Source organism: Xenorhabdus siamensis (assembly GCF_037996745.1).
GTDB lineage: Bacteria > Pseudomonadota > Gammaproteobacteria > Enterobacterales > Enterobacteriaceae > Xenorhabdus > Xenorhabdus indica.
The window spans coordinates 57,390-81,599 of sequence record NZ_JBBMXE010000001.1 but is presented as its reverse complement, the minus strand read 5'-3'; the positions used below and the strand labels follow the sequence as shown (position 1 = coordinate 81,599).

General features: G+C 43.4%; 43 protein-coding genes and 2 pseudogenes. 24 read left to right on the top strand and 21 right to left on the bottom strand.

Features of this window, described 5'->3' with window-relative positions; translation table 11 throughout:
- Positions 1-3: 3 nt before the first annotated feature.
- The 4 genes and pseudogenes from AAC852_RS00480 to AAC852_RS00465 all read right to left on the bottom strand — a co-directional run bounded on the left by AAC852_RS00480 (position 4) and on the right by AAC852_RS00465 (position 4,364).
- The gene (locus AAC852_RS00480) at positions 4-1,473 is read right to left on the bottom strand and encodes a DUF1073 domain-containing protein (RefSeq protein WP_340619329.1); all 1,470 of its coding nucleotides are present in this window, start codon (positions 1,471-1,473) and stop codon (positions 4-6) included.
- 208 nt (positions 1,474-1,681) lie between these two features.
- Positions 1,682-2,890: a PBSX family phage terminase large subunit gene (locus tag AAC852_RS00475; protein WP_340619328.1), complete on the bottom strand. Its 1,209-nt coding sequence runs from the start codon at positions 2,888-2,890 to the stop codon at positions 1,682-1,684.
- Positions 2,891-2,925: 35 nt separating this feature from the next.
- Positions 2,926-3,624 carry a terminase small subunit gene (locus AAC852_RS00470; protein WP_340619327.1) on the bottom strand — a complete coding sequence of 233 codons (699 nt, stop codon included), beginning with the start codon at positions 3,622-3,624 and terminating at the stop codon, positions 2,926-2,928.
- Positions 3,625-3,790: 166 nt separating this feature from the next.
- Positions 3,791-4,364 (bottom strand): annotated as a pseudogene (locus AAC852_RS00465) (Rha family transcriptional regulator).
- A gap of 341 nt (positions 4,365-4,705) precedes the next feature.
- On the opposite strand from AAC852_RS00465, the gene AAC852_RS19865 reads away from it, so the two are divergent.
- Positions 4,706-4,918 carry an ECs_2282 family putative zinc-binding protein gene (locus AAC852_RS19865; protein ID WP_420856083.1) on the top strand — a complete coding sequence of 71 codons (213 nt, stop codon included), beginning with the start codon at positions 4,706-4,708 and terminating at the stop codon, positions 4,916-4,918.
- A 62-nt stretch (positions 4,919-4,980) separates the two neighbouring features.
- Here the strand turns inward: AAC852_RS19865 and AAC852_RS00455 are convergent, their stop codons facing one another.
- From AAC852_RS00455 to AAC852_RS00420, 8 genes are all read right to left on the bottom strand, one after another.
- Positions 4,981-5,439 carry a lysis protein gene (locus AAC852_RS00455; protein WP_340619399.1) on the bottom strand — a complete coding sequence of 153 codons (459 nt, stop codon included), beginning with the start codon at positions 5,437-5,439 and terminating at the stop codon, positions 4,981-4,983.
- A 2-nt stretch (positions 5,440-5,441) separates the two neighbouring features.
- Complete coding sequence (locus AAC852_RS00450) at positions 5,442-6,131, bottom strand: Rha family transcriptional regulator (protein ID WP_340619326.1); 690 nt, start codon at positions 6,129-6,131, stop codon at positions 5,442-5,444.
- A gap of 168 nt (positions 6,132-6,299) precedes the next feature.
- On the bottom strand, positions 6,300-6,701 hold the full coding sequence (locus AAC852_RS00445; RefSeq protein ID WP_340619325.1) for a structural protein: 402 nt from the start codon (positions 6,699-6,701) through the stop codon (positions 6,300-6,302).
- The gene (locus AAC852_RS00440; RefSeq protein WP_340619324.1) at positions 6,701-6,940 is read right to left on the bottom strand and encodes a hypothetical protein; all 240 of its coding nucleotides are present in this window, start codon (positions 6,938-6,940) and stop codon (positions 6,701-6,703) included. The genes AAC852_RS00445 and AAC852_RS00440 overlap by 1 nt, the downstream gene beginning before the upstream one ends.
- Positions 6,921-7,253: a phage holin, lambda family gene (locus tag AAC852_RS00435; RefSeq protein WP_422824243.1), complete on the bottom strand. Its 333-nt coding sequence runs from the start codon at positions 7,251-7,253 to the stop codon at positions 6,921-6,923. Before AAC852_RS00435 ends, AAC852_RS00440 begins: the two co-directional genes overlap by 20 nt.
- 105 nt (positions 7,254-7,358) lie before the next feature.
- Positions 7,359-8,072: a DNA adenine methylase gene (locus AAC852_RS00430; protein WP_340619322.1), complete on the bottom strand. Its 714-nt coding sequence runs from the start codon at positions 8,070-8,072 to the stop codon at positions 7,359-7,361.
- A gap of 214 nt (positions 8,073-8,286) precedes the next feature.
- Positions 8,287-8,454, bottom strand: a complete 168-nt coding sequence (locus tag AAC852_RS00425) for a hypothetical protein (RefSeq protein ID WP_340619321.1) — start codon at positions 8,452-8,454, stop codon at positions 8,287-8,289.
- A gap of 68 nt (positions 8,455-8,522) precedes the next feature.
- Positions 8,523-8,720 (bottom strand): hypothetical protein, encoded by a 198-nt coding sequence (locus AAC852_RS00420; protein ID WP_340619320.1) that lies wholly within the window; start codon positions 8,718-8,720, stop codon positions 8,523-8,525.
- On the opposite strand from AAC852_RS00420, the gene AAC852_RS00415 reads away from it, so the two are divergent.
- Entirely contained in the window at positions 8,719-8,994 is a 276-nt protein-coding gene (locus AAC852_RS00415) for a hypothetical protein (protein ID WP_340619319.1), read from the top strand. The two genes, AAC852_RS00420 and AAC852_RS00415, sit on opposite strands and share 2 nt — an antisense overlap.
- Before the next feature lie 365 nt (positions 8,995-9,359).
- Here AAC852_RS00415 and AAC852_RS00410 read toward each other — a convergent pair whose 3' ends face one another.
- The 9 genes from AAC852_RS00410 to AAC852_RS00375 form a co-directional block, all read right to left on the bottom strand.
- Positions 9,360-9,779, bottom strand: coding sequence for an antiterminator Q family protein (locus AAC852_RS00410; RefSeq protein ID WP_340619318.1), 420 nt, complete (start codon positions 9,777-9,779; stop codon positions 9,360-9,362).
- The gene (locus AAC852_RS00405) at positions 9,779-10,378 is read right to left on the bottom strand and encodes a recombination protein NinG (RefSeq protein WP_340619317.1); all 600 of its coding nucleotides are present in this window, start codon (positions 10,376-10,378) and stop codon (positions 9,779-9,781) included. The genes AAC852_RS00410 and AAC852_RS00405 overlap by 1 nt, the downstream gene beginning before the upstream one ends.
- Positions 10,379-10,447: 69 nt before the next feature.
- On the bottom strand, positions 10,448-10,657 hold the full coding sequence (locus AAC852_RS00400; RefSeq protein WP_340619316.1) for a hypothetical protein: 210 nt from the start codon (positions 10,655-10,657) through the stop codon (positions 10,448-10,450).
- Positions 10,654-11,097, bottom strand: a complete 444-nt coding sequence (locus AAC852_RS00395) for a YbcN family protein (protein ID WP_340619315.1) — start codon at positions 11,095-11,097, stop codon at positions 10,654-10,656. Before AAC852_RS00395 ends, AAC852_RS00400 begins: the two co-directional genes overlap by 4 nt.
- An 8-nt stretch (positions 11,098-11,105) precedes the next feature.
- A complete protein-coding gene (locus tag AAC852_RS00390; protein WP_340619314.1) occupies positions 11,106-11,336 on the bottom strand; it encodes a hypothetical protein in 231 nt (76 codons plus the stop codon).
- Positions 11,329-11,514 carry a Lar family restriction alleviation protein gene (locus tag AAC852_RS19860; RefSeq protein ID WP_422824239.1) on the bottom strand — a complete coding sequence of 62 codons (186 nt, stop codon included), beginning with the start codon at positions 11,512-11,514 and terminating at the stop codon, positions 11,329-11,331. The genes AAC852_RS00390 and AAC852_RS19860 overlap by 8 nt, the downstream gene beginning before the upstream one ends.
- A gap of 114 nt (positions 11,515-11,628) precedes the next feature.
- Positions 11,629-12,327, bottom strand: coding sequence for a replication protein P (locus tag AAC852_RS00385; protein WP_340619313.1), 699 nt, complete (start codon positions 12,325-12,327; stop codon positions 11,629-11,631).
- Complete coding sequence (locus tag AAC852_RS00380; protein ID WP_340619312.1) at positions 12,324-13,046, bottom strand: helix-turn-helix domain-containing protein; 723 nt, start codon at positions 13,044-13,046, stop codon at positions 12,324-12,326. The genes AAC852_RS00385 and AAC852_RS00380 overlap by 4 nt, the downstream gene beginning before the upstream one ends.
- A 267-nt stretch (positions 13,047-13,313) precedes the next feature.
- Complete coding sequence (locus tag AAC852_RS00375; protein WP_340619311.1) at positions 13,314-13,538, bottom strand: transcriptional regulator; 225 nt, start codon at positions 13,536-13,538, stop codon at positions 13,314-13,316.
- Positions 13,539-13,644: 106 nt separating this feature from the next.
- Between AAC852_RS00375 and AAC852_RS00370 the strand changes: the two genes are divergently transcribed.
- From AAC852_RS00370 to AAC852_RS00265, 22 genes and pseudogenes are all read left to right on the top strand, one after another.
- Positions 13,645-14,382 carry an XRE family transcriptional regulator gene (locus AAC852_RS00370; protein WP_340619310.1) on the top strand — a complete coding sequence of 246 codons (738 nt, stop codon included), beginning with the start codon at positions 13,645-13,647 and terminating at the stop codon, positions 14,380-14,382.
- A 673-nt stretch (positions 14,383-15,055) separates the two neighbouring features.
- The gene (locus AAC852_RS00365; protein ID WP_340619309.1) at positions 15,056-15,334 is read left to right on the top strand and encodes a hypothetical protein; all 279 of its coding nucleotides are present in this window, start codon (positions 15,056-15,058) and stop codon (positions 15,332-15,334) included.
- Positions 15,335-15,336: 2 nt separating this feature from the next.
- On the top strand, positions 15,337-16,308 hold the full coding sequence (locus AAC852_RS00360; RefSeq protein ID WP_340619308.1) for a hypothetical protein: 972 nt from the start codon (positions 15,337-15,339) through the stop codon (positions 16,306-16,308).
- A 71-nt stretch (positions 16,309-16,379) separates the two neighbouring features.
- Entirely contained in the window at positions 16,380-16,880 is a 501-nt protein-coding gene (locus AAC852_RS00355) for a hypothetical protein (protein ID WP_340619307.1), read from the top strand.
- A 51-nt stretch (positions 16,881-16,931) separates the two neighbouring features.
- Entirely contained in the window at positions 16,932-17,159 is a 228-nt protein-coding gene (locus AAC852_RS00350; RefSeq protein WP_340619306.1) for a hypothetical protein, read from the top strand.
- A gap of 11 nt (positions 17,160-17,170) precedes the next feature.
- Positions 17,171-17,404: a DUF551 domain-containing protein gene (locus AAC852_RS00345; protein ID WP_340619305.1), complete on the top strand. Its 234-nt coding sequence runs from the start codon at positions 17,171-17,173 to the stop codon at positions 17,402-17,404.
- A gap of 2 nt (positions 17,405-17,406) precedes the next feature.
- Positions 17,407-17,622 carry a hypothetical protein gene (locus AAC852_RS00340; protein ID WP_340619304.1) on the top strand — a complete coding sequence of 72 codons (216 nt, stop codon included), beginning with the start codon at positions 17,407-17,409 and terminating at the stop codon, positions 17,620-17,622.
- Between the two features lie 42 nt (positions 17,623-17,664).
- Entirely contained in the window at positions 17,665-17,835 is a 171-nt protein-coding gene (locus AAC852_RS00335) for a hypothetical protein (RefSeq protein WP_340619303.1), read from the top strand.
- The gene (locus tag AAC852_RS00330; protein WP_340619302.1) at positions 17,828-18,226 is read left to right on the top strand and encodes a hypothetical protein; all 399 of its coding nucleotides are present in this window, start codon (positions 17,828-17,830) and stop codon (positions 18,224-18,226) included. The genes AAC852_RS00335 and AAC852_RS00330 overlap by 8 nt, the downstream gene beginning before the upstream one ends.
- 91 nt (positions 18,227-18,317) lie before the next feature.
- Positions 18,318-19,205, top strand: a complete 888-nt coding sequence (locus AAC852_RS00325) for a cell envelope biogenesis protein TolA (protein ID WP_340619301.1) — start codon at positions 18,318-18,320, stop codon at positions 19,203-19,205.
- 59 nt (positions 19,206-19,264) lie between these two features.
- A complete protein-coding gene (locus tag AAC852_RS00320) occupies positions 19,265-19,393 on the top strand; it encodes a hypothetical protein (RefSeq protein ID WP_340619300.1) in 129 nt (42 codons plus the stop codon).
- Positions 19,394-19,404: 11 nt separating this feature from the next.
- Positions 19,405-19,623: a hypothetical protein gene (locus tag AAC852_RS00315; protein ID WP_340619299.1), complete on the top strand. Its 219-nt coding sequence runs from the start codon at positions 19,405-19,407 to the stop codon at positions 19,621-19,623.
- Complete coding sequence (locus tag AAC852_RS00310; RefSeq protein WP_340619298.1) at positions 19,620-19,901, top strand: hypothetical protein; 282 nt, start codon at positions 19,620-19,622, stop codon at positions 19,899-19,901. The genes AAC852_RS00315 and AAC852_RS00310 overlap by 4 nt, the downstream gene beginning before the upstream one ends.
- On the top strand, positions 19,898-20,710 hold the full coding sequence (locus tag AAC852_RS00305; RefSeq protein ID WP_340619297.1) for a PD-(D/E)XK nuclease-like domain-containing protein: 813 nt from the start codon (positions 19,898-19,900) through the stop codon (positions 20,708-20,710). The genes AAC852_RS00310 and AAC852_RS00305 overlap by 4 nt, the downstream gene beginning before the upstream one ends.
- On the top strand, positions 20,703-21,536 hold the full coding sequence (gene recT / locus AAC852_RS00300) for a recombination protein RecT (protein WP_340619296.1): 834 nt from the start codon (positions 20,703-20,705) through the stop codon (positions 21,534-21,536). The genes AAC852_RS00305 and recT overlap by 8 nt, the downstream gene beginning before the upstream one ends.
- Before the next feature lie 60 nt (positions 21,537-21,596).
- Positions 21,597-22,154: pseudogene (locus AAC852_RS00295) on the top strand (phosphoadenosine phosphosulfate reductase domain-containing protein); the annotation flags it as partial.
- A 54-nt stretch (positions 22,155-22,208) separates the two neighbouring features.
- On the top strand, positions 22,209-22,790 hold the full coding sequence (locus AAC852_RS00290; RefSeq protein WP_340619295.1) for a hypothetical protein: 582 nt from the start codon (positions 22,209-22,211) through the stop codon (positions 22,788-22,790).
- Positions 22,765-23,196 carry a zinc-finger-containing protein gene (locus tag AAC852_RS00285; RefSeq protein ID WP_340619294.1) on the top strand — a complete coding sequence of 144 codons (432 nt, stop codon included), beginning with the start codon at positions 22,765-22,767 and terminating at the stop codon, positions 23,194-23,196. Before AAC852_RS00290 ends, AAC852_RS00285 begins: the two co-directional genes overlap by 26 nt.
- The gene (locus AAC852_RS00280) at positions 23,193-23,411 is read left to right on the top strand and encodes a hypothetical protein (RefSeq protein ID WP_340619293.1); all 219 of its coding nucleotides are present in this window, start codon (positions 23,193-23,195) and stop codon (positions 23,409-23,411) included. Before AAC852_RS00285 ends, AAC852_RS00280 begins: the two co-directional genes overlap by 4 nt.
- Entirely contained in the window at positions 23,401-23,745 is a 345-nt protein-coding gene (locus AAC852_RS00275) for a hypothetical protein (protein WP_340619292.1), read from the top strand. The genes AAC852_RS00280 and AAC852_RS00275 overlap by 11 nt, the downstream gene beginning before the upstream one ends.
- Positions 23,746-23,756: 11 nt before the next feature.
- Positions 23,757-23,987, top strand: coding sequence for a hypothetical protein (locus AAC852_RS00270; protein ID WP_340619291.1), 231 nt, complete (start codon positions 23,757-23,759; stop codon positions 23,985-23,987).
- Positions 23,988-24,000: 13 nt separating this feature from the next.
- The gene (locus AAC852_RS00265) at positions 24,001-24,198 is read left to right on the top strand and encodes a hypothetical protein (RefSeq protein WP_340619290.1); all 198 of its coding nucleotides are present in this window, start codon (positions 24,001-24,003) and stop codon (positions 24,196-24,198) included.
- Positions 24,199-24,210: the final 12 nt, after the last annotated feature.

Below are 24,210 nucleotides of genomic sequence, written 5' to 3'. Positions count from 1 at the left end.
TGGTCAGCGCTGGCCTGTGAACCATCGTAAGAGTCCTTGACCAGATTGTTTATCTGGCCGGCTATCGCCAACAGGCTGTTGTGATACTTCATTTCCGAGTGGCGGCGCTGTGCCGGTTTCAGATTCAAACTCCGCATACTGCGTTTTTGCTTCCTCGATATCCTCATCAGTGATTGATCCTCCTATGCCGATGATATCCGCCAGATTACGTAAATCTGACATGGCGGCATGTATCGGCAATATTTGTCTGTCCACCAGTGTACCGATGGCAGTAGCAACGTTGTTTGCCATTGTGGAGCGGTCAGTATCTGACATCTCCCACAGCTTGTTAAATTCGAAGGTGAAGTCATCCGGCAACGGTTCGCCAAACAGTGAACGGTGGGAAATATCCAGCAACCAGCGAAGAGGGCGACGCAATCTCCGCTCCTGCAAGGTATTCACCCGGCTGTAGTAGTTCTCCAAGTCGCCATCGCCGGTACTGAACCCAGACGGGGACTGTCCAAACAATCTCACTAATGGAATACCCGTTGCTCCAGAGACCTGTTCGGCAAAGCGCAGAATGACATCCGCAATACCTGCGAATGAATAGCTGTGAGTCTGGAATTCGTCCTCTTCATCCATGATGGTCATGCCTTCGATGGTCTGGAATTCCCGTATCATATCAATATGTCTCATCAGGCCATCTTCCAGTGTGCCGCCTGTGGCGAGGATTGTACGTAATCCCTTAATACTGTAGGTACGCAAGTGAGCCTTGTGTATCAACTGGGTTGTGCCTACCGTGGCAGTATCAAATGCTTGTATGCGCTCATAGATCCGTTCAACAACTGACATTCCCCAACCATTCTCGGTTCTCGCCTGTTGCCGAGGTAAGGTTTCCCCCTCCATACGAATGATGCGGGAGTAATGGATTTGCCACTGTGGTAGCCCTTGCTGGTCACCGATCACGGTATAAAACTTGGGCTTACCAAAATAAGGCCCGTACTCATCAATCAGGTCATTGTATGAAGGGGTTACTGTCCAGCGGTCGAGGCACATCACGCCTTTGAACTGGCCTTCCTTGATGGTTTCCAGGTTGAGCGGTGTTGCCATGTCCTGACCATCAATCATCAGCACCAGCAAGGCACCCCCGTAAAGCCGGGACCATTTCAGGGTGTTATTGAGTTCATCCCACAGACCGATATCTTCCCACAGGGTTTCAAGTTGCCCTTTGGCATCCGGTTTCATGCGGGAACTGATCGTAATCCCCTTGCGGGTCATATCATCCGCCATCGCATCCACCGCCGCCCCCACAAGAAAGGAACTGCGATAAGCAAACTCAATTTGTGTTCGGTTGCGGGAAACGTAGCCCGGTAAATAGGTTCCCCCGGTCTGAATGTTGGGGGTATAGCTCCCCAGTTTGGCAGTAAAGTTATTATACCCGTCAGCATTCCTAACGGGCTTTTGTGCGCCGTTACGGCGTTGTTTACGGGCCATCTCTACCTCATAGATAATTTGTTAAAAACCGGGCCTATTTAACATAATGGCACTTATGCGCACCGCCGATTTTCAACTCAAGCAAAATGTCATCTCAAGCAGGTAAAATCCTTACTCTTCTGCCTGATTTTAGGGTGATTATTTGTGACTGATTTGTTAACAAAATCCCGAAAACTATTTCGAGGGGATTTGGGGGTGAAAGGCTTATTTATCCCTGTTTTCCTATTGCAGCCCAAATACCTAAATCGCCCACACTGGTAATGTAACCATCCAGTGAATAGCGTACCGCATCCCAACAGTGGTTATGCTTATCCAATACCACTGGCAAGACTTCCCCCGTCAGACGATCAGTCTTGTAGGAATACAGCCTGGCTTCTTCCAGCATATGCTTACAGCGTGGGTGAATAATAATTTCCTCAAACCCTTTCAGATAGGTGATGCCATCCTCGACACTGCCGGGCCATTTCGTCGCGCCATCAATCACAAATCCCTGCCTCGACAGATAGCTGATCGTCTCCGGCCGGCTATTATCGCCGTGAATAGGCCACTTACGGGATAGTGGTATGGAGTCGTAGAACTGAGGCAACTCATCCAACTCCACTCCGACCCCGTAGGCCTCATATTCGATATACAGCTTGCGGTCGAGGATAAAGCACCGGATTAACGTACTGGGGTCGTTGGCAAAGCCGAAGTCAGCGCCAAAGAACAATCGGTCAGCCTGCTTCCACAGATCATCCGGGAATATGGCTTCACGGTACTTGCCAGAGAAGATAACCGCCTCACTAATGGATTTAGGCAACCCTAACCAAATATGCTCATAGGCTTCATAATCTACCCGCTTGCAGTACTCCATTTCATGCCGGAGTACATCGGGGAAGAATGAATTGTCGTTGTAATTCACCTTACGGATAATAACGCCACCATCAGGTGGATCGGACTCATGGCGCTTCATTAGCTGATAGGTCGGGTCTTCTTCTTCCCGTGGGTTATAGGATACCCACACTTCCGATTGACTGGCGCGCACGGTGGGACCGAGGATATCCCAACTGTCCTGAGAAACGGTCTGCGCTTCCTCCACCCAACAGATACGGATACCGTGCATCGATTTGATGCTGTTAATGTTGTTACGCAATCCCTTAAAGGTGAAGCGAGTGCCGTTCAGCCCTTCAATCTCATTATTCTTGACCCGGTAGAAATGGGATAAGCCGAGGCTGTATATCTCCGATTCCAGTAAGGCCAGTACCGAATCATTGATGGAGTTCTGGAACTCACGCGCACAGAGAATGGTCATGGGTTCAATCGCACCCAACAATACCAATGCGCGGGCAATCTCAACTGATTTACCCCCGCCACGACCGCCATAAGTCCAGCGCCAGCGTACCGAACCGACTGTTTGGTCATACAGTACACCCGGCACCCAGTCACTACTGAACGCATAGAGGACGCCACTGATTATTGTTGGGTTGTCACCTTTCCCGTGCGCAGTTTATCCATGTACGCAGCCCACGCATCAGGCGGGCAGTTTGCCGGGGTAACAATGCAGACCTTACCGTAACTCAATCCCGCCAGATCAACATTCACCTCAGTTTTGTTAGAAGACATGTCAATGCCAGTCAGTTGTGCAGCGTTCTTGATATTCGGTGCAACCTGTCCGAATTTTTTGGCGCCCAGCGCTGCTTTGGCTGATTTAAAAGAAAGGTCAGCAAGGTCTTTCGCTGTGAAGGACACTAGCAGCGCCGCTTCTTGTCTCAGATCCCGAATACGTCTGCGCACATCCGGTCTGCGCATCAGGACAGCGGCTTGCGCATCAGCCCGGTTAGGTGAATAACCTGCGCAAATGGCCGCCTCTTTCTGCGGCATACCCTGAACGATGTTATGCGCAAACTGTTCATGTTGTTGCTTCAAAACACTGTCGTTTTCTTGCGCTTCTTCCTGCGCAGCTTGCGTATGAGTATTTTGCGCAATATTGGAAGTCTTCTCTGCTTGCGCAGTTTTGCGCACTCCATTTTGCGCAGCGGGTTTTCTTATATATCTACGCGCAGTTGCATATTTTAGTCCCTGCGCTTCACACCACTCTTTAGGAGTGACGCCCGTTTTGGCATGTTCGGCGAGGAACTGGTTTTGTAATGCTCCCCAGTCCGGTTTAGCCATTGTCCTGTTCCTTACTCATTAACATGGAATAGCCCTCCGATAAGAGGGCTATGCGATGGAAACAAAACCACCTCATTTAGCATAATCAACTGCGCTGGTTGATATAATCCCGACAATTTTTGCACGGTGGTTATATAAAATGCTGAAAAAACATTCAGAATGTAACTTATCGTCCAATATTCGCAATTTCCTGTTTACCGCCTCCAATCAACTCGAAACCCATCCGACCGAGGTCATCAATCAACTTTTCGGCTTTATCGAGGGTAACCAAGTCATCTTGTCGTTTTCTTAACCTGCGCCCTGCATCAGAGGAGTCTTCGTCAGATGTCCTTCTTGCCAGAACAAGCATGTCTTGCAGTTGTTGGATAGTAAATCCGAAGCCAGATTTAGCTTCCAGTTCCGTCATGTGGTCGAACACTTGAGCTTGCAGCTCATAGCTGTAACTCATTGCCATCAGACAGGCTTCACGTTTGGGGAATCGATAGCATGGAAGCTCTCGACCAGTGCTATCTTTGTACTGAGCCGAAAATTTGGCTGAGTGTTCTTCCCCTAATACTTTCGGGACTTTCTGCAAAATGCTTATGTTGCAATCGAGTGTATTTCTTACAGGGAAACGTTAATCCTTCCGCCTCAGCTTTTGCCTTGCGGTCAGCGTTAATGTAATCCACCATCTCCAGACTGGTCATGGTAGGTGCTTCTGTGACAGGCAAGTTTGTTTTCTTGGTTGTTATTAACGTCATAGGGTTTAGTTCCTTTTAGTGATAAACCTTGCGCTCAGGAATAACCAGCCCAAAGAGGGTTAACCAGACCACTACTGGTATTCCTCAAGGCTTATCCTGAAAGGTTCTTTGGTGTTTATGCTTCGAGCGAGAAGCGGTGAAATTCAGAAATAAAAATGCCACCAGCCGTGTGCGTTGGGTACGCGATGGGAACGGGTGGCAGCATGCGTTATTCCTGTAGCCACTCAGGGAATGGGTACGGGAATAAAAGGCCTGCTTTTAGCCACATCAGGCGAGGTGGTTTCCTGCTTTCCACAGTCAAGGAAAACTGATAAGTTGGTTATTCCACAGTCAAGTGAGGAATGCTATTAATGAGCAAGATTGGTTTTAAGTGTCCTGGCTGCCGTAAGGATCTCGTTGTACGCTCCAGAATCGATATCAAGAAGGTAGACGATATCAACGGCACCAAGTGCTCTTCTTGTGGTAGAACAATTAGTAAAGATGATATTGCTAAACAGGTTGGTGATCTCGTTAAGAATCGACTCAGGGATGCCTTCAAGAAAAACGGTTTTTAGTTCATCTAGTTTTTTATCTAACTCGCTGGTATCAAACTTTATTGATGCCAGTATTGGTGCTTTCATTTCTCCCTCCTGCATTCAGTCTTTATATAATCCTGCAAGTACTTAACCTGTCGCTCGTTCTCCGCCATCATTTCTCTGAGACGGTAATAATCTTGTCGAGCTGATTCGGTAAGTTGTGGGGTTCCTGCATCGCCCACGCTGGAGGAGGTAACGGTTTCAGACACGGGACAGGTGGCTTTGATGCGCAGCTTGCGACGGCCAGCGGCAACATCAGCCCGAAGAGTGTCAATTTCAGTCCTGGCATGGGCGAGTTCCTGCGTGTGTTGGGTGTCGAGTTCGTGGAGTTGTTTGATGCGCTCTTGCTGCTTATTTATCACAATGACCTGTTCGTCATACAGTCGCTTTAACCTACGGTATTCTTCGGCCTTGTCCTGATACTCACTGTAGTAGAACCAGAGCAGGCCAGAGACAATCACCAAAGCACCGAGAGTGAAGTATTGGCTGTTGAGTTTCATCACTATGAATTTAACCTTATTTGCTCTTCTATCAGTGGGTTGCGATAGTTTTTATCGAAAATGCCTTTTAACGCCTGTTTTCTTTGTTCACGATCCCACCCCATTGAAATAAGAACGGTATTTGCCCGCTGTAATTCAGTAATGGCTTTAATCTGCCACTCAGTCAGGTAATCCCTGATTGCTTCGCTTTTACCAATGTCATTGGTCTTCTTAAACTTGGCTGATTTCATGCCAAGCACGATGTCATTAATCAGGTCGGCTTCATTACTGTAATGAAAATGCTCCGTTTCTTTCCCATCCTGTTTCCGGCTATTTTTGATAGCATCGGTCATAGGCCGATACTCGACTCTGGCTCTTTCCCGTTCCAGTTGAATTTGAGATTCTTTTGTTGCCTTTTCACGAAACTTAATGAAACTGTCAACCAAGCGCACTTGTCCATCACGGGCTTTTTCGCCACCAATGAACGGCATAGCAATCAAGAAGCCACGTTCAGTTAACTCATAGCAGGGTAATTCTTTGTTTTGTTTGCTGATATATGAGGAGGGCTTGAAATCAAGCTCTCCTAAATGACTGCTTTCTATCAATCCCCTCACGCTCTGTAAGACGTTTTTATGATCTCTACCAAACTCATTAGCGATAACATCTGTTGTGACTACAGGCTGGCCGTTGGATTTTTTAACTAAAAGTCTCATCTTGCGTCTTTCCTATAGAAATAAGAGCCTGCTGACGTAGAAATATCGCCTCATGAAAGGTCGCCACCTGGCGATATCTCTCAGGCTCTATTTCTATAAGCTCATGATTGGATTTAGCGCACGTCAGTACGCAGATAAAAGAAGCCCCGCATTTGCGAGGCTCAGGATTCAGAGTAAGCTGTAGGCTTTTTCAAACGTTGCCTCAGAATACGGTTGCCTGCCGTTCTCGTGCCGGATAATGGCTTTTGATAGTCCAATCAGCGTCGGTTTATTCACTTCAATCTTTTCGAACTGATCTACATTGAGTGCCTTAGCCACACTGTTAATATAGGCAGTGGTGTTATTTTCCGAGTCTGGCGCATAGCGGTTGATGATTTTAGAGACGCTGTTGTGCCCGCCTTTATGGTAATTACACAGCAACTTCATCAGTGCCCGAATACCATATTCCGGTGATTCAAATCGGCAGAACCGCTTTTCAATCTTCGGGTCATGCTGCAATTGACCTTGCCACTTATTCTTCGGGTTATGATCAATATTGCCGGGGTTGTTATTGCGAATGCCTCTGGTCATCAGATTCTTCCCCTTTGTTGGTCAGCTCTTACGAATAATTTGATTACTCGATAGCGACTCTCAAAGTTAAATAATGCGCACAAGTACTCGGAATAACGAATTTCTTCACGGGTATCCTTATCGTTACGCCAATAACCACGCCATTTACGCAATAACCAGCGGCGACGATTTTGCTGTATAAGTTCTTTCGCATAATGAAAGCTCGCACCGAATACTGATTCACTGTTTTGGCTCGTCAATTTTTACCCCCGCCCTTTTCTCTGCCATCTTACGCAGCAATTGACCAATGAAGTCTGTACCCAAATAACCAATCACCACACTGCCGATGTAGGCCAAGTCGGGATTCAGACCAATCAGATTTAATACATCACGAATGAACCAAGCGAACATGGCACAAATAAAGGCGTCGATAGAGACCTTTACCCAGCCGACACCGTTGTAGCGACCTCGGAAAAATGCCATTGTTCCGGCGAGGGCAGCGCCGATGCCTTGCTCTTTTATCGAGGCAAGCAAGTCTCCGGCTTGTACCCATAAATCAGGATTTTCTTTCATCTTCATAATCCACCCCATTGAGATAATGGGCGTCCGTGGGGTGAACGAGGGTTACCCCGGTGAGTTGTTGTTAATAGGGAAGGCTTAAAAGTTAAGCGGGTTTACTCATGTTCTTATCATAAACAACGATTCAACTGATTTTGTCGTTGTGCCCGATTGATGATTCGCACTCAGGCTACTGGTTAAACCCGTTGACCAAAGGCAATCAAAATCATCCGGTGCGGTATATTCGCTGACAAAGACCGTACAGCGGTTTGATAACTCACGAACCCAATTCCAGAACTCAGCCGTGTTAAAGGCATCGCGGTATTGCCGCGTGTTCGCATAAGGCGGGTCGCAGTAGACAACTGCGCCATCCGGTATATTCAGCGCCTTGTAATCACTGCATAATAATTGCACGCCATCCAGATCACTTATCTGCCGCTGAATATTGTTGATAGCCTCCGCTTGATAATCACGAATACCCCCGGATTTGATCTGCGTGACTCCCGCGAACCCATCGAACCACTTACCCGAATAACTACAATTAAACCCGACCCAGCCAGTTAAGTGAGGAATGTCGGTTTTATTGTCTTTTATCGCGTAATACTGCTCGCGGGATACCTGCTCCGGCGGTTGCCAGCCGGATAACAAGGCTCCCCACATTGCCATCAGGTATTCATGTTTATCCGCAGCAATAACAGGTCCAGCATGTTTGGTGTTGATGTAACTCGCCATGTTCATACCACCAGCGAATGGCTCAACATAAACCGTATCTGTCGTTAAATGCTCCAGAATGAAGGGGGCGATATGTTTCGCGATACGGGATTTACTCCCCATGTATTTCACCGTTTCGCCTCCCTCTCTTGTGGTTCGTCCAGAAAACAAAAAGCCCCGCGAGTGCGAGGCCTTGAATTGTTACCGGTTACGGTCGGCTGGATCAGGTAATTTCCGCATTCACCCCACAGAACTTTATCATATAGGCGTCTGGTGTCCTTGCTCTTTCGCTTCTTGCGAAGAGCATACCTAAAATATACACTTCCATAACTTATTTTCAAGTTATTTTCGAAATATTTTTTATTTCCACTCCTTTTCCTATGCGCTCTTTAGCTATTTCGTCCTGTAACACCATATAGACTTTTGCATGAAATAAACTAATGCACCATTTCACCCGATCAATGCATTGCTTAATGGTCAGCCACGGTGCGATATCACTCTGCATATAATTTGCGCCCAGAAAACAAAAAGGCCGCCGTAGCGACCTTGAATTTATTCCGTTATCGGATAGTTTTATCTGGATAATATTTCGGACAAAGATAAGCATTGCTCTGTAGTTAATTCAAATGTCACTATTTTATTTCCCATATGTGACACCTGTATTTCCTTACCTTCACCGCTGTCAGATATGATATTCAGCTCATAAATCGATGGCTTACAAAGTGTAATTCCATCTTCTTTTAAAACTGTCTTATTAACGAGGTTACTCATGGGAATACTCTCCGAGTTAAATAATCTGTTAGATTCGATCCCTTTATGGAAAAGACTCAAATCCGTACCCGATGAAGTGGAGCAGCTAAAACAACGTGTTGCTGAACTTGAAGCCTACATACAGGCGAAACCTGGTGATAAATGCCCTAAATGCGGAATGATGAACTATAGCCTTGATAGAACAGAACTCGATCCTACATTCCACGATTTAGGCGTCCAAAGGGATGTATATTTGTGTTCAAAATGTGGTTATGAAACATTCAAGCAACGCTAAATTAGAAATCTCCCTTATTTAGGGGGATTTTAGTCATCACAAAAGGCCACGCATTGCCCAGCCTTAACTGTATGAATTTGTTCCGTTACCGGATTTCCGGTATCGCGATTTGAGCTAATCGACATCTTTCATGGGTGTTCTCTATACCAATCCGAGGTGTTGCTCGAAATGGTCAAGATTGCATGTAATGCATTGATTTAAAAAGATATAGGGTGTTGACCGATACTGCTTGAGTTGTAAACGCTAAGTTGACAACGGGTAGATATAAAAAAACCCCGCCGGAGCGAGGTCTGAAATTAATAAGTTGTGTGACATTGCTATCACTCTTATCACAATAGCAGTATTTTTACGTACGTAAAGTCATTTTAAAAATTACTGCATAATTGGTTTTGGTTGATGTTCACTGGCTCTATCTGAACATATTTGTCCATTTCCAATGTGACATCTAGCATCATTAGCATCCCTTCAATGACCCCCTCGGCTTTTTGTAATTTCTTCCCAATGTACCCATCAGAACAATGATGCTCATACGCCAATTGCATAAACGTCTTACCGAATACGTAATAGTCGAAGAGCAAATCATGCGCATCACTATTTTGCTGGTTTAGCTTTGCCATACAGTTTGAAATAATTATTCCGTCATCCTCACAACACTGAGTACGGGATTTGATTTTGTTAGGTATTAATCCCTTGAACCCGGCAGCAATGGGCGGCCAGTCAACACTCTCGCTATTATCCGCTGCCCATGCGCCCCATCGCTCCATGACTAATTGAATATCACGCATTATGCTACCTCCCGCGCTCGCAATTCCTTGAGCCTCTGTCTGTACTCCTCCTTAATGACCTTACATTCCTCAATCGTCCAGCGGTGACGATCATGGTTGGATTCGACGGCTTCTACCTCTGCCAGACCAATACGGCTGATTAACTCCACCCTGTAAGGAACAATATTCCCGGATTTATGCTGGTTACAGACAATGCATTGGCGATGAATATTACGTTCATCAAACCTCAATTGAGGGGCTGCTAATGTGGTTCGATAATGACCAGCATCCCATTGAGAAGATACAAACGTGCCACACGAGACACACGGCAAATCGCGGTCTCGTTCTCTGATATAGGCATTTACGGCTCGTTGGGCTTGTTGTATCCAGTAACTGCGGGGTTTTACTGCTAACTTGCGGGATTTGAGTTTATCGCGGGCTAACTTTTGCTTAATTTCATTATCTTTCTTTCGTCGTCGTTCCAGTTCCTCTCGCTTTCTCTGCTCTAACTTTTTTCCTCTGGTTATTGCACACTGGATTGAGCAGGTATTTTGTAATTGCCGTTCTGGTTGATACTGCTCGCCACATTCTTTACATTTCCTTTCCCTTAATCTTGCCACCTTATCCCCCTAAAGCCAGTCCGATAATTAGCATTGCAGCCACCCAAAACCCGATGAATATGAGGTATTTCACTGTTCTTTCCTTCTTCCCATCCAATTTCTAACAGTCATCCCGCACTGCTCTCTACAATAGAACTCCTCACCATAAACAATAACCTTGTGAGCCCAATTGAGTGATTTCTTACTACCTATTAATCCAGCGGAAGCAATAACAATACCGCCAATAAAAACTCGTAACCGTTTGAAACGAATCGAATCGTTAATTTCTGGATATTTCACCGTTCCTGCTCCTGTTTGAGTTTCATATACTCGCTGTCATCTGGCACTGTCACGAAACAACCAATACCCACAGCCCACTGTTCAACCTGCTCCATGAATCGAAACATCTCGCCAGTGTCCAGTTTGGATGTCTGGCGGAGTGTCCTAACACGCTCAGGCTCCTGAGTTCTGGCATCAATGCGCTCCACAACCTCGTAGCCGAGAAATGTGTGTTTCATCATCTCTTTAACTTCATCTGGTGAAAATTTCGCCCCGTTAGATTTCAGATAACGACTAATCTCGCCAAACCACATATGTGCAGTCGCGTTCTGAGATAACGAGCGTTTGTTTTTCCACGGTTTGATGATGAGTCGGTGAGGTTGGTTTGTTGCGAGAACTTCTTTGAGTTGTTGCCATGCGGCTTGTTTGGTTGATTCATGGAAGATAAAATCACATTCCATCTAACCTCCTATAATCCCTCGAAAATAGCATCCTCTTCTTGCCATTTCAGTAGATCACCCTTAGTACATCGCGGGTGACACGGCGGCTCAACTCTCGATTTGTAACCCGCCCACCAATACCAACCGCTGCGATGCTCTGCTGTGCCGCATTTTTTACAGATGTGAACCCGACATATTGTTGACCATTGGTAATTATGGCCTGCTGAATTGTTCAGTCGTTCAATTGCATTTCTACCCATCGTTATTTGCCCTCTGGTTCCATACCTTGACCGCATCGCTCTTCAGCATCTTGCCAACAACCTGAGCAGGACAATCTTCACAATAAATCAGGGTGTGCCTTTTCCCGTCTGTGTAGAACCAACTCCAGTCTATGTTTTTACTACCACAAAATGGACACGGCTTAAGTTCGTCTGTCATTTTGCCTCCAGTAGCTCATCCCACTTAATCCGCAATGCTCTGACTCTCAGTGCACACGCTTCCATTTCATCAAGTAGTGAAAATATAAGCTCAAAATCATATTGTTGTTTCATCTCAAAAGTCCTTATGGTGGGGTTTCAAATTGAATTTACGCCTGATTTCAGCAAGATGATTCAGAGCGCGTTCTTTGCTGGTCGGAATATGTGATTTAGTCAGCTGAATTCTGGGTTCTGGTATTTTTTCGCCTGCCAGAATCCGCTTCGCCATCGCCTTTAATTCATGACTACAGAGTTTTTTTACATCTGAATTGGTTAGGTTCTGATATATCATCTCAGAATAAATTTTTGTCACCATCCAGTAACAGGCGTTGGACTGCCATTGATAATCCCCCCAGCCACGACGCTTACAGTAATCACGGAACATGTCGTACAGCTCATCTTCGGTGGGCAGACCAACTGCGATAGCCTCTCCCTGTTTGCACCATTTCACGAACAGTCCGGGCGAAGGCCAGAACGGGGATTCATTAGCACGAGCCTGACGCATTCCCGCAGACAGTTGCTCTTTGGTGCGAATACCATTCTCAGCGAAGGCGGCGATCCATTGTTGTTTAGCTAACGTTTCGTCCGATTCGTTTCGTAGATTAGTTTGCGTCGCAGCAGGAAAAATCTGTTTCAGTTGTCTAAATAACGCATTAACCAATCGCTCGGCATTCTCGTTCACCACTGGCTGGTTGTTCGGCTGACGATCCTCTGACAGTCGAGACAATGCCGCACCATCACGATTAGCGATGGCGTTAACCAGATTGTGATTCATAGAAAGTCCTCCCATGCCTCAGCAGTGTTCCAGTTGCTGGCTGACTCTGCGTTGGGGTTGGTGATCTGCTTCCGGCTGAATTGCTGGTTGTTCTGGTAATTCAATTTCTGACTGGCAGTAATAAACCAGTTTTTCGGCTTGCCAGCCTGAAATTCGATATCCAGCCGTTGCAGTTGAATATCCAGATCGATGTGAGGAAAAATCTTTTTCCAGTTGTCATAGTCTTTTTGCCTGAGTTTTATTACTTCCCCCTTGAACGAATATTGACCTTCCCTACGAGGAGCTTTAGCGACTTTCGCTATTGTTTTAATAGGTTCATTGACTGGATCAAAAGAGTGACTGGTTCTGGGTGCAGAATTTTCACTAGGGGGTGGTGCAACAGTTTCACTAGGGGGGTGCAATTCTTTCACTACCCCTAGTGCAGAATTTTCACTAGGGGGTGAATTTTTTGCACCATCTAAATCTAAGATATAAACATTAGACGAATTCCCTTTCTCACCCGTCCGGTAAACTTTTTTCACCAGACCTTGCTGGCATAAATCATCAATATGGTTAATGACACTTCTGCGGCTTATTTCACACTGATCAGCGATATGCTGGTAAGAGGGAAAACATTCGCCTTTATCATTGGCATTATCAGCCAGCTTAAGTAATACCAGCTTCCTTGAAGGATTACCGACTTTCATCTGCATGGCCTTAGCCATTAAAATCATGCTCATTTTTCTTATTCCTTGATTGTGACCTTCACCAAGGCTTGTAATTATTCAAGTACGTAAAATTCCTAAAGTGAAATTTCGTTTAATAAATAAATAAAAATATCAACTATCCTGAGATAGATGATGATTAATAAACACGAGCTGGCATCATGATGATCAGCCTTTACGGGCGTAACTCCCCGATTGCCTGAGTTTTACTCGGCGCGATTTCAGTTTGCTAGGGTCACACCAGCAGCCTGTCGTGAGGGTAGATTGTTAAAGATCAATAAATCAGGCGACAGACTCGCCAAATAGTTCAGATAAATCAGGTCGTAATTGATGCGCTGGAATTACTCCATTTGTTGCACGCTCAATACGAATGGCATTTGTGGCAGATGGTTTTCTATGTCCATGTAACCAAGCCCAAACTGAAGGTTGTTTAACGTTACATATGTCAGCCAGTGCTTTCTGACTGCCAACCATGCCAATAGCCTTCTCGATCAATTTATTTGTCATAAATAACCTCAGCTTTTGGAATACGCAAAATAATAGCTAAAGATATTTTAAAAGTAAACCTTTGGTTATTTGACGATGTATAGTCTAAGCTATAAATTGTGCAATTATGAATAAAATGACATTTGCAGAACGGCTAAAACTAGCCATGAAAGAACGTGGATTTACTCAGGCTTCACTCGCTGAGGCTGTTGGCATGTCCCAACCTAGCATTTGGAAGCTGACATCTGGTAAGGCTAGTAGATCTCGGCATATAGTTGAAATTGCGAAAACCCTAATGGTTGACCCAGAGTGGTTAACAACCGGCAGTGGATCAATGATGACTAACGCAGAAGAACAAATAAATAATGATGAATACACGTCACAAAATAATAAAGTAATAAAACAATTCAATAGCAAAATAACCTCGCGCTCTTATAAAGTTGATCTATTGGATATTCAAACGAGCGCGGGGCCCAGTGTAATGGTGAATTCTGAATTTATTGAAACTATATGCTCTATTGAGTATACCGACGACGAAGCTAGAAGGATATTTGGCGGAATACCCGCTGAATCGATAAGAATGCTAACCGTCAGTGGAGACTCAATGTCTGGAACATTTGAGCCAAAAGATCAAATTTTTGTAGATATAACAAAGAATTATTTTGATGGTGACGGTATATATATTTTTATATTTGAGAGCGAACTTTTTATTAAAAGATTGCAGCGCCAGTATAAAAAACTAGCAATAATATCTGATAATCAAAAATATGAAACTTGGTATCTTAGTGAAGAGGAGGCTCAAGAATTATTTATACAAGGAAAGGTAATGGTAAGCCAATCAATAAATTATAGATATCACGGCTAGAACCACACAGAATTAACCGAGTAGCCCCGAAAGGGGCTTTTTTGTACCCAAAAATCCGACGCATATCACATATCTATATTCCAATAAAAAAATATTACCTTACCTATCAATCAATTAATACATTTCTCTATTTTTTTTATAACCTAAGCTATTTACATAAAAAATAACTTTAGCTATATTACTCCCATCAAAGGCACAAAGCCAACGATAAAGCACCACCCGCTCTTTAACAACATAGACCCACGACAGGCAACTGATAAGCCCTAGCAAATCGAAATAGCGCCGGGAATGATTCTTAGGCAATCGGGAAGCGCAGGAGCGAATTACCCCGTAAAGGCGTACTCATCAGAATGCAATGTCGTTATCAACCAAAAGGAAAACTAATCATGCTTTAGCAAAGCGGATAGACCGCAAGCGTAATGCTTTGATGATGCGGTAGTGACGCATCCCTGAGTAGCCAAATGGTTAGCCTGTGTAGCGACGGGTCAAGGTTCATAGATTACAAATAGCTCCGATAAGCAGCAAGAAAGCCAGACTTGCATCGGTTATAGCTGAAAGAAGGCACTCAAGGGCATGAGCGCGACCACTGCGAGAGTGTGGTTCAAAGTGCAGTTGGCTTTGAGGTGTGGTGTTCATCGCCATAGCATCAAAACCAATTAACGGGGAAACATTTATGTACAAAGATCATGTGTATGGGAACTTCGATAAACTGGAAAGTGCTATTGATAACGCGATTAATCAGGCGCAGAAGCAACTACAAAAGCAACGGAAAAAAGCATTCTGGTCGAACCGCGAACCCAAATCACGCATTACCAAACAGGAACGCGACACTATTAACGCATTAACCAGCTTCATTACGGCAGTTAGCGACGCTCCATCTAAAAAATCAGTTTCAACCAAAACTAAATCCCGCCGTAGATCGGAGTCGGGTGAGGTTACTGCGAGGGTATAAAGATGAAAGATAAAAAAGTATTACAAATAAACATCATTAAAACTGATATTGGTAAGTGTTTTATTGCCAGTGGTGATAATCCTAATTATAATCATCATTATATGCAAATAGATAAATTATTTTTTGATGGTCAGAAACCTAAACGAACCTTTAGAGAAGGTTGGTTCGAAATATCATCATATCCAAAAAAAGTAGAAAGACTGATTACTGGTGAAAAACAAAATAAACGATTTAAATTAAAAGATAAAGAAATTGTAAATTCAAAGTTACCATTAGAAATTATGTATAGTGATATTCATAAATTTGATGAATCTATATTAGATTCTCTTTATTCTATAACTTATGATATTGTTCCAGATTATTTATTATCAATTGATGTTGAATTTAATTTATTATGTGAGGTTGATAATTTTAAAGATGCTCCTGAATTTAATTATCCAGCGGGTAAAAAAATGGATTTTTTAAACAATCAATATAATGTAACAAATTTGAATATAAAACATTCTCTTGTAGATCGTATTATTCTCCCTGCCCCATTATTAGCTAATAGTCCATGTGAAATATCATCAAAAGAGATGTATGATCTTGTACGTCAGCACGTTAAGGATAATATAAATCCAGAGCTTGCTAGAATAACTAGTGATTATGATTTCTGTTTTGAGGTTAAAAAGATAATACCCTTACTCGAACCTCACACATACTCTTATCGTGATGTTTTTGCCAGAACTAAAAAGCAAAGACAGAAGCTGCATTTCAAGACAGTAAAATCAAAAGATATATCCATTTACGAAATGACTCACGAACAACAGAACTACAAGGGCTACACAGCCATCAAGGGTTTCTCTGCAAGTAATGAGTGGGAACTAAAAGAAATGATTGATAATTTCTTATCGGAGTTGATGAACACTATCAATGCACCGATTGAACAGTGCCCTCATTGCAACGGAACGGGTTATCTACAAAACGAAAAGTAGTAACCAGCTCATTTCCGAGTGGGCTGTGGTGAGTTAATTATTACAGTGAGAAATTGGATCTGGAGATAAATATGACCAAACACCTTAATATTTTAAAAGCATCACTCGCGAAAAAAGAAACACTATTCTATGAACGACTGCAAGATCACTTCGATACAGTAAAACTAGCTAACGGGCAGCCGCTTAACGATAAACGCAATGGAAGAGCTACACTCAATAAGTGGGAAAAGCAAAGCGATTCTTTGCGAAATCTGAATGAGAGTATTCAGAAGACAAAAGAAGCAATTGAGAGAGAAGAAAACAAAATAGCATCCGCTAAATTAGTTAATCTTCCTGCATACATTGAAAACGCAATTGAGGCAGGATTAATCACTCAGTGGCGTAAACATCCAAGATTCTTTTTTGTTAATGGTGTGAAAGGAGCGCGCATTGTTTTAGATGAAAAAACGGGTGTTATCGCCTATCGATATTTAAGCAAGGTTTCTAAAGAAGAATATCCAATGTTCAGAGACGTATTCAATAGCTTATATAAGCAAGCCACTGAGCACCGGAAAAGTAAAGAGCCTAATTAACCAGCCTCGCCAACGCGGGGCTTTTTATTACCTGAATATGGGAAAACAATAATGACCGAATTTACACTAACAATAAAATTGATATCAGATGGCAGCGACGAAGTAAAATTGAGCACTAAAAGTAATTTGCAAGGCTCGCCTTCCGTATATTTTGCGCTGTTTATTAGATCATTTAAGGAACAAGTACAAAACAGTTTGCAGGGGAAAGCAGAAGTTGCCTCAGAAATAGCGCAGTTAAGCCAGCGAATTATCAATTGTGATTGCGATGATACTGAATAACAGGAGGGTTTATGGAGTGGATTAAATGCAGTGATAGGTTGCCTGATTTAGATACTCCAATTTTTGGAGGTTGGTTTTATAACGGCCATTTCTATTGGGATTGCTATGTCAGAGTGTATGTCGATGATGCTGAGGGCTGGATTTGGGCTCGTGTTGAATATATAGGTTCCGATGAATGGTTGTGTGACGATGAATATCAAATTACCCACTGGATGCCATTACCAGAACCACCGAAAGGAGCATAGTGATGTTAAGTAATAAAAAACAGGAACTCGTTTCAAATGCTTCTAATTATTTTAATGAACTGGGTATTAATCACACCATTGATGTTTGTGGAACTATAACGATACAAACAAAGCGGGGGAAAGTTATTTATTACCCAACAAAAGATAAAATCCAATATAAAGAAAAAGTAACCAAAGGCAGAATCAATAACGTTAAAAATTTGGTCGAGTCACTATAATTATCCGGCGAAATAGCCCCGTCAAAGAATAAACTGGATGAGATGACATTACGTGATTATTTTGCAGCTAAGGCAATGCCTGCAATTATTCATCGTTACGATGGTATGAGCTTTGGTGGGGATAAAAATGCACCTGAATATATAGAGCTAGCCGAAGACGCATATTTCATTGCAGATTGGATGTTAAAAGTACGGGAGAATAACGATGACTAAACACATTCACGCCGATTTAATATCTGAGTACGCAAGGTTGGCTCAGATTACCGATAAGCCGTGGGAGCATTTTGAAGTGCGTTATCTTGATAGATGGATTCCTATGTATAGTAAGGAAACTTTCCTTTCATCCAAAAAATACAGATTAAAACCCTCAACTATCGAAATCGGGAAATATGATGTTCCTGAGCCAGTTAGAGAGCCGCTGGAAGAATGTGACGAATACTATTGTCCTGATATAAATACATTTGGAACGCCAGACGCAGATTCTCATTGTTGGGGAGAAAGCATTGGTAATGATATGGCTAGATTATCCAGCGGCCTAATCCACCTCGACCGCGAATCTGCCGAACTGCACGCTAAGGCACTAATTTCTCTGACTGCAAAATGATTCCCGATAGTTTCTATTACTAATTTCCTCAATCGGTAAACCCTACAGCATTTCCATCATCACTCTGTATTCACAATAAGAGGCCAACAAAATGACAAATGAATTAGTCGTTATCGATCAGGCAACGGCGCTAGACTTATTCACTACGCCTGACAAAGTACAGCAGGTAATTGAACACATCAAACAAAAATCCAACGAAGAGCGTATTGGATTGAGCACTGATGTATCCGTCGCAAAAAATAGAAAAGCCCTTACATCGCTTGCCTACAAAGTCACGCAAACAAAAACCTACATCGACAAAGTCGGGAAAGAAGTTGTTGACGAATTAAAGGCGTTGCCGAAAAAGGTCGATGTCGCACGTAAATTATTTCGTGATGAATTGGATGCATTGAGTGATGATATTCGTCGGCCTGTCACCGAGTGGGAAGAGGCTGAAATATCGAGAATTAAAGCCGAGGAACTGGCTAAACAGATCGCGCTGGATTATGAAGATGCGTTGCAAATGAATGAGCTGTATGACCTGAGAAAAGCAGAGGAAGAACGCAAACGCAAAGAACACGAAGAAGAACTCAAGCGCCAAGCAGCAGAACAAGCGCGAATTGAAACTGAACAGAAAGCACAGCGTGAAATTGAAGAAGCAAGACAGGCAGCGGAACGCGCTGAACGTGAAAAACAGGAAGCCATTGAACGGGCGCTCCGTGAAGCCAAGGAAGCACAGGAGCGTGCTGAAAGGGGAAAGCAGGCTGCTGTTGAAGCGGAACGGCGGAAATTAGAAGAGGAAGAAAAAGCACGTCTGGCAGACATTGAGCGTCAGAAACAGGAAGAGCTAAACCGTCAGGCCGATAAATCACATCGGAAGGCAATAAATAACCAAGCCATGCAAGATTTAATTGCCGCTGGCATACCTGAAGAATATGCCAAGGCTTGCGTAGTAGCTATCGCCCAAGGCTCTGTGCAAAACGTCAAAATCACCTACTAACCCCTTACTCGCCAACACCAGAAAATAACAAATCGTTTTTACTAACGAAGGGTTTTTACATGCGTAATAACATGCACGATGAATGCGCGGTTGTCCCCGCAAAACCACAAGCTATCAGAAATCGGCGCGCAAGGAAGCGCCGTATCGCCTTATTCCTTATTTCAATTGTTGTGTTTATTCCGGTTTAACGGAGGTCAAGATGAAAGTATTAACACCAGCGGTTATTACCCGACAGTACTGTGCCGGGATAAATGAAGTTTCGTTCCCTGATGGAATTAACCGTATTGATGGAAGGCTGGAAGAAATCCTCAACGCCAGTCAATGGTCAATGAATGAGTTAACAGAGTATCTCATTGAAGGAGACTTATTGGACAGCTTCATGGAAGAGCTAGAAAAATTACGGAAGAAAGTAGCATGAGATACGACACTAATGAAACCTATTGGGATAACCGCCGTAATGAAACCGACGATATTATTACGGCGGCAGCCTGTCAGGAAAGGATCGAAAAAGAATTCGACGACGAAGTTGAGAAAATTGTCTTAAGTTTTATCGACAACTCGCTACCTGAGGGGGCTGGCAAAGTACTTAACCCTATCTTCAAAAATAACCCGTCTGCGTGGGATATTTACGTAGAGGCCTTAAATAAAATCGTGTTGATAGGTCTGGAGGATAAATTAATAGGGAGGGCAGCATGATACCCGGTATTTATTACGACATATCCAATGAGGACTATCACAAGGGCGAAGGGGTGAGTAAGTCGCAGTTAGATATTATCGAACAGGCCCCCGCCGAACTGATATGGCAACGGTCTGCCCCTGTTGATGAGGAAAAAACAAAATCGCTGGATATTGGAACGGCTTTGCACTGTCTATTACTAGAACCCGATGAATTTGAAAATCGTTTCGCCATTGAGCCTGAACTTGATAGGCGCACAAAATCGGGCAAGGAGGAGGCGCAAACATTTAATCTGGCTAATCAGGGCAAGATAATTCTGACTCACGAAGAAAACAGAAAACTACTGATTATGCGTGACAGTGCAATGGCGCACCCAATAGCTAAATGGTGTCTGGAGTCCGTCGGTCGAGCAGAAAGCAGCATTTACTGGAATGACAACGAAACAGGTGTTTTGTGCCGCAGCAGACCAGATAAACTTATCGAAGCTCATCACTGGATAGTTGACGTGAAAAGCACCGCTGACATGGAAAAGTTCGAGAGAGATTTTTACAAATACCGCTACCACGTACAGGATTCATTTTATTCTGATGGTTACAAAGATTTGACCGGAGAAATGCCAACATTTGTTTTTCTTGCTGTCAGCACCTCAGTCAATTGCGGTCGTTATCCCGTCAGAATTTACATTATGGATGAGCAAGCCAAATCAGCAGGACGTGCAGCCTACCAGAAAAACCTGACAACCTATGCCGAGTGTCTCAGGACAGATGAATGGCCAGGCATTAGAACATTATCACTGCCTTATTATGCTAAGGAGTTAAGAAATGAGTAATACACCGCCATTAGCGCAAGCTGATTTACAGAAAGCTCAGTCGCAGACCAAAGTTGCAACCACCAAGGATCAGGAGCTCATTCAGTTTATCAACAAACCCAGTATGAAGGCGCAACTTGCGGCTGCTTTGCCTCGCCATATCGCACCGGACAGGATGATAAGAATTGTCACCACTGAAATAAGAAAAACACCCGCACTGGCTAATTGTGATATGCAAAGCTTTATCGGGGCAGTCGTCCAATGTTCTCAGTTGGGATTAGAACCCGGTAATGCACTGGGTCATGCCTATATTTTACCATTTGATAAAAAACAAAAAGAAGGTAATCGGTGGGTAACTGTCAGAACTGACGCTCAGTTAATTATTGGCTACCGGGGAATGATTGATCTGGCTCGTCGCTCCGGTCAGATAGTCAGTATTTCCGCTCGCACAGTCAGGAGTAGCGATAAATTTCATTTTGAATATGGACTCAGTGAAAATTTAACACATGTTCCGGGTGAAGATGAGGATGCGCCAATCACTCATGTTTACGCAGTAGCCCGGCTAAAAGATAGTGGTGTTCAGTTTGAAGTCATGACGTTTAACCAAATTGAGAAAGTCAGAACGCAAAGTAAGGCCGGCAGCAATGGGCCGTGGGTATCTCATTGGGAAGAAATGGCGAAAAAAACCGTGATTCGTCGCCTATTTAAATATCTACCTGTGTCTATTGAAATGCAAAAAGCTGTCGTTCTGGATGAAAAAGCAGAAGCGAATATCGATCAAGAGCATGCTGCAATCTTTGAAGGTGAATTCGAAGAGGTACAACAAAATGACCGAGGAACCGAATAAACATTTTGAAGGCAAGCCATGTAAATACGGGCATACATTGCGATATATAAAACACAACAGATGCAGATGGTGAAAAAGTATGGTACGCCCTATTTCGGAGGGGCATTTTGTACAGACAGACTAAAACTTAGGCCGTTTAGAGATTATTGCAATGATAATTTTGGGAGGAATAATTATCAGACATGGATAGGTATTCGGGCAGATGAGCCGCGGCGATTAACTCGTAAAGATGGCGTGAGTTATCTGGCTGATATTTCAGACTTTGACAAACAGGATATTTTAGATTGGTGGAAGAAGCAGATATTTGATTTGTCAACGCCAGAACATTTAGGGAATTGCATGTTCTGCATCAAAAAGAGTATTAAAAAATTAGGGCTAGCCTGCCAAGATGAGCCGGGGCTAAAATTATTTTTTGAACATACGTGTATTACCCCTTCTTATGTAAGGGACGGTCATAGGAAAACCCCCAAAGAAATCATGTATCGAGGGCATATGTCTCTGGATGGAATAGCCCGAATGTATTCAAATACAGATTATCAAAATCTGTATCGGGAAATGGTTGCGGCTAAGCGTTTTGATACCGGTTCCTGTTCTGAGTCCTGCGAAATATTCAGTTAAGTCTATTTTAACCCCAACTCTATAACTGCTCTGCTGTGCGGCGGGAGGTTTATTATGTCTGAAAAAATAGTTATGTACGACTCACCAGAAGCGGCACAAATTAAAACCGTTACTGGTTGGGTGTGTCGTGATGGTCGATTTTGGGCTAATGATGAACATATGGCCCGTTATTCTGGCTCGACTCATCACAAATGCAAAAACAATCCAGAACATCCCGTCGTTCGCAAAGGAGGTTATTGCGAACCCTGCTGGGAGAACCAGCTGGAAGCAAAGTTTAATGCAATGAAGCGTAAGCAGTGGGATTGGAATACACCACTTGTTATTTTCGGCACTGACCAATATTTCTGGGATTCAGATGATCTCTATGACTATTGTGACGAGCATGAAACAACCCCTTCAGAATTACAGCTCGTTATCTGTGAACCGAATTACCCCGATGAAATAAACGGTGAGGACTATTTTTCTGACATTTTGCCAGAAGATGGCGAATTGCCGCATGAATTACGACAGGCCTTCGATACCCTGAATGCTGTTATTCGTAGTAGCAATCCGTTGTCATGGTCAGAGGGCCGATATGCAGCAATAGTTTCTGACTCTAAGGAGGCTGTTCATGCAATACACCCCGTGGAACCCTAACCCCAAAGCAATTCAGCGGGTCAATGATCAATTGCCAATCCCAACTAAATGTCACTACTGTCACGGATTGGTCACCATAGCCCATTACGAAGAAGTGTTTGGGCGTATCCAGAATAACAACAAATGGCCCTGGTTATATCTGTGCACTTCATGCGGTGCACGAGTCGGTATGCACCCTTACACCGATATTCCATTGGGCTATTTGGCAGATGAACAGACACGGATAGCCAGGCAAAGCAGCAAGGAAAAATTTGAACAAATGCGGCAAATCAGGAACTGGGAACGCCCGGATGCGTACCGATGGTTAGCATGGCAATTAGGTATCAGTTTCAACAAGTGTCACTTCGGCTGGTTCGATACTGAAATGTGCGAGAAGGCAGCGAATATATGCAGGGGGTTTAAATGAGTAATTATTGTGTAAATTGCGGAACCAATAAACGCGGCAGTAAATATTGCCCCGGCTGTCAGGAAGAGGCCTATATCTATAACGAACAATATTTGCAGCGTGAAGAAGATTATTATATCGAGTTCAGCGATGAATTTATGGATAAGGTTAAACAGCAAGAAACTGAGCAATTGACAGATAAAATTAAATATACAGGTGATAATAATGAGCAATGATGTGATTGAGTTGGCGCGGGAAATGAAGCGGCGTAGTGAGGCGGTATTATCAGCATACGCTTGCTTTATGAGATCAAACAGCGATGCTGATAGATGTAAATTCCAAGCAGAGAATGATTATCTTGATTTAATGATAGCACCCAGGAAGTTAATCGCACTTTGCGAGGCGGTAGAAAAGCTCGCTGAATATGAAAATATGGAGCCTGTGGCGTGGAAATATAATATTAGAATTATGGATGAGCTATATGCTGAGATTAGCGAAATTAATCCACAGGAAATAGATTGGATGGGAGTTGAAGATATTATACCTCTCTATCGCCACCCAAACAAATAACGAGAATAGCCATGAATAAAGAATTAATTGAATTCAGAGCAGAGATAGAAATAACTGATTTCCCCAAGAACAAAGATGGTCAAGGGGTAGCGTATGGGAAAATATTTCATGACAGCAAGAAAGCATTCCCTGATGGCAGTGAAATAATTACTACGTTAGTTCAGAACACCGAAACTTATGAAGCTGACGGATATATCAAAACCCAGAATTCAGTTTATAAGATACGTCACTCAAACAAATAACGAGAATATAGCTATGAAACAAGTCCAAGCAATGACGACTTTAGTATTGATTGATGGAGTAACTTATCAAATAGTGTTACCAGAACATATTATCGCAATACAAGCCAAACAAGCATTAATGATAGCTCAAGAGTTTGGCGGTCTCGTTGCTCCATGTAATTTTGCAAATATTGAACCTATGAAAGTAGTTGGGTTGCCATTTAATTGGTAATTAGCAACAAGG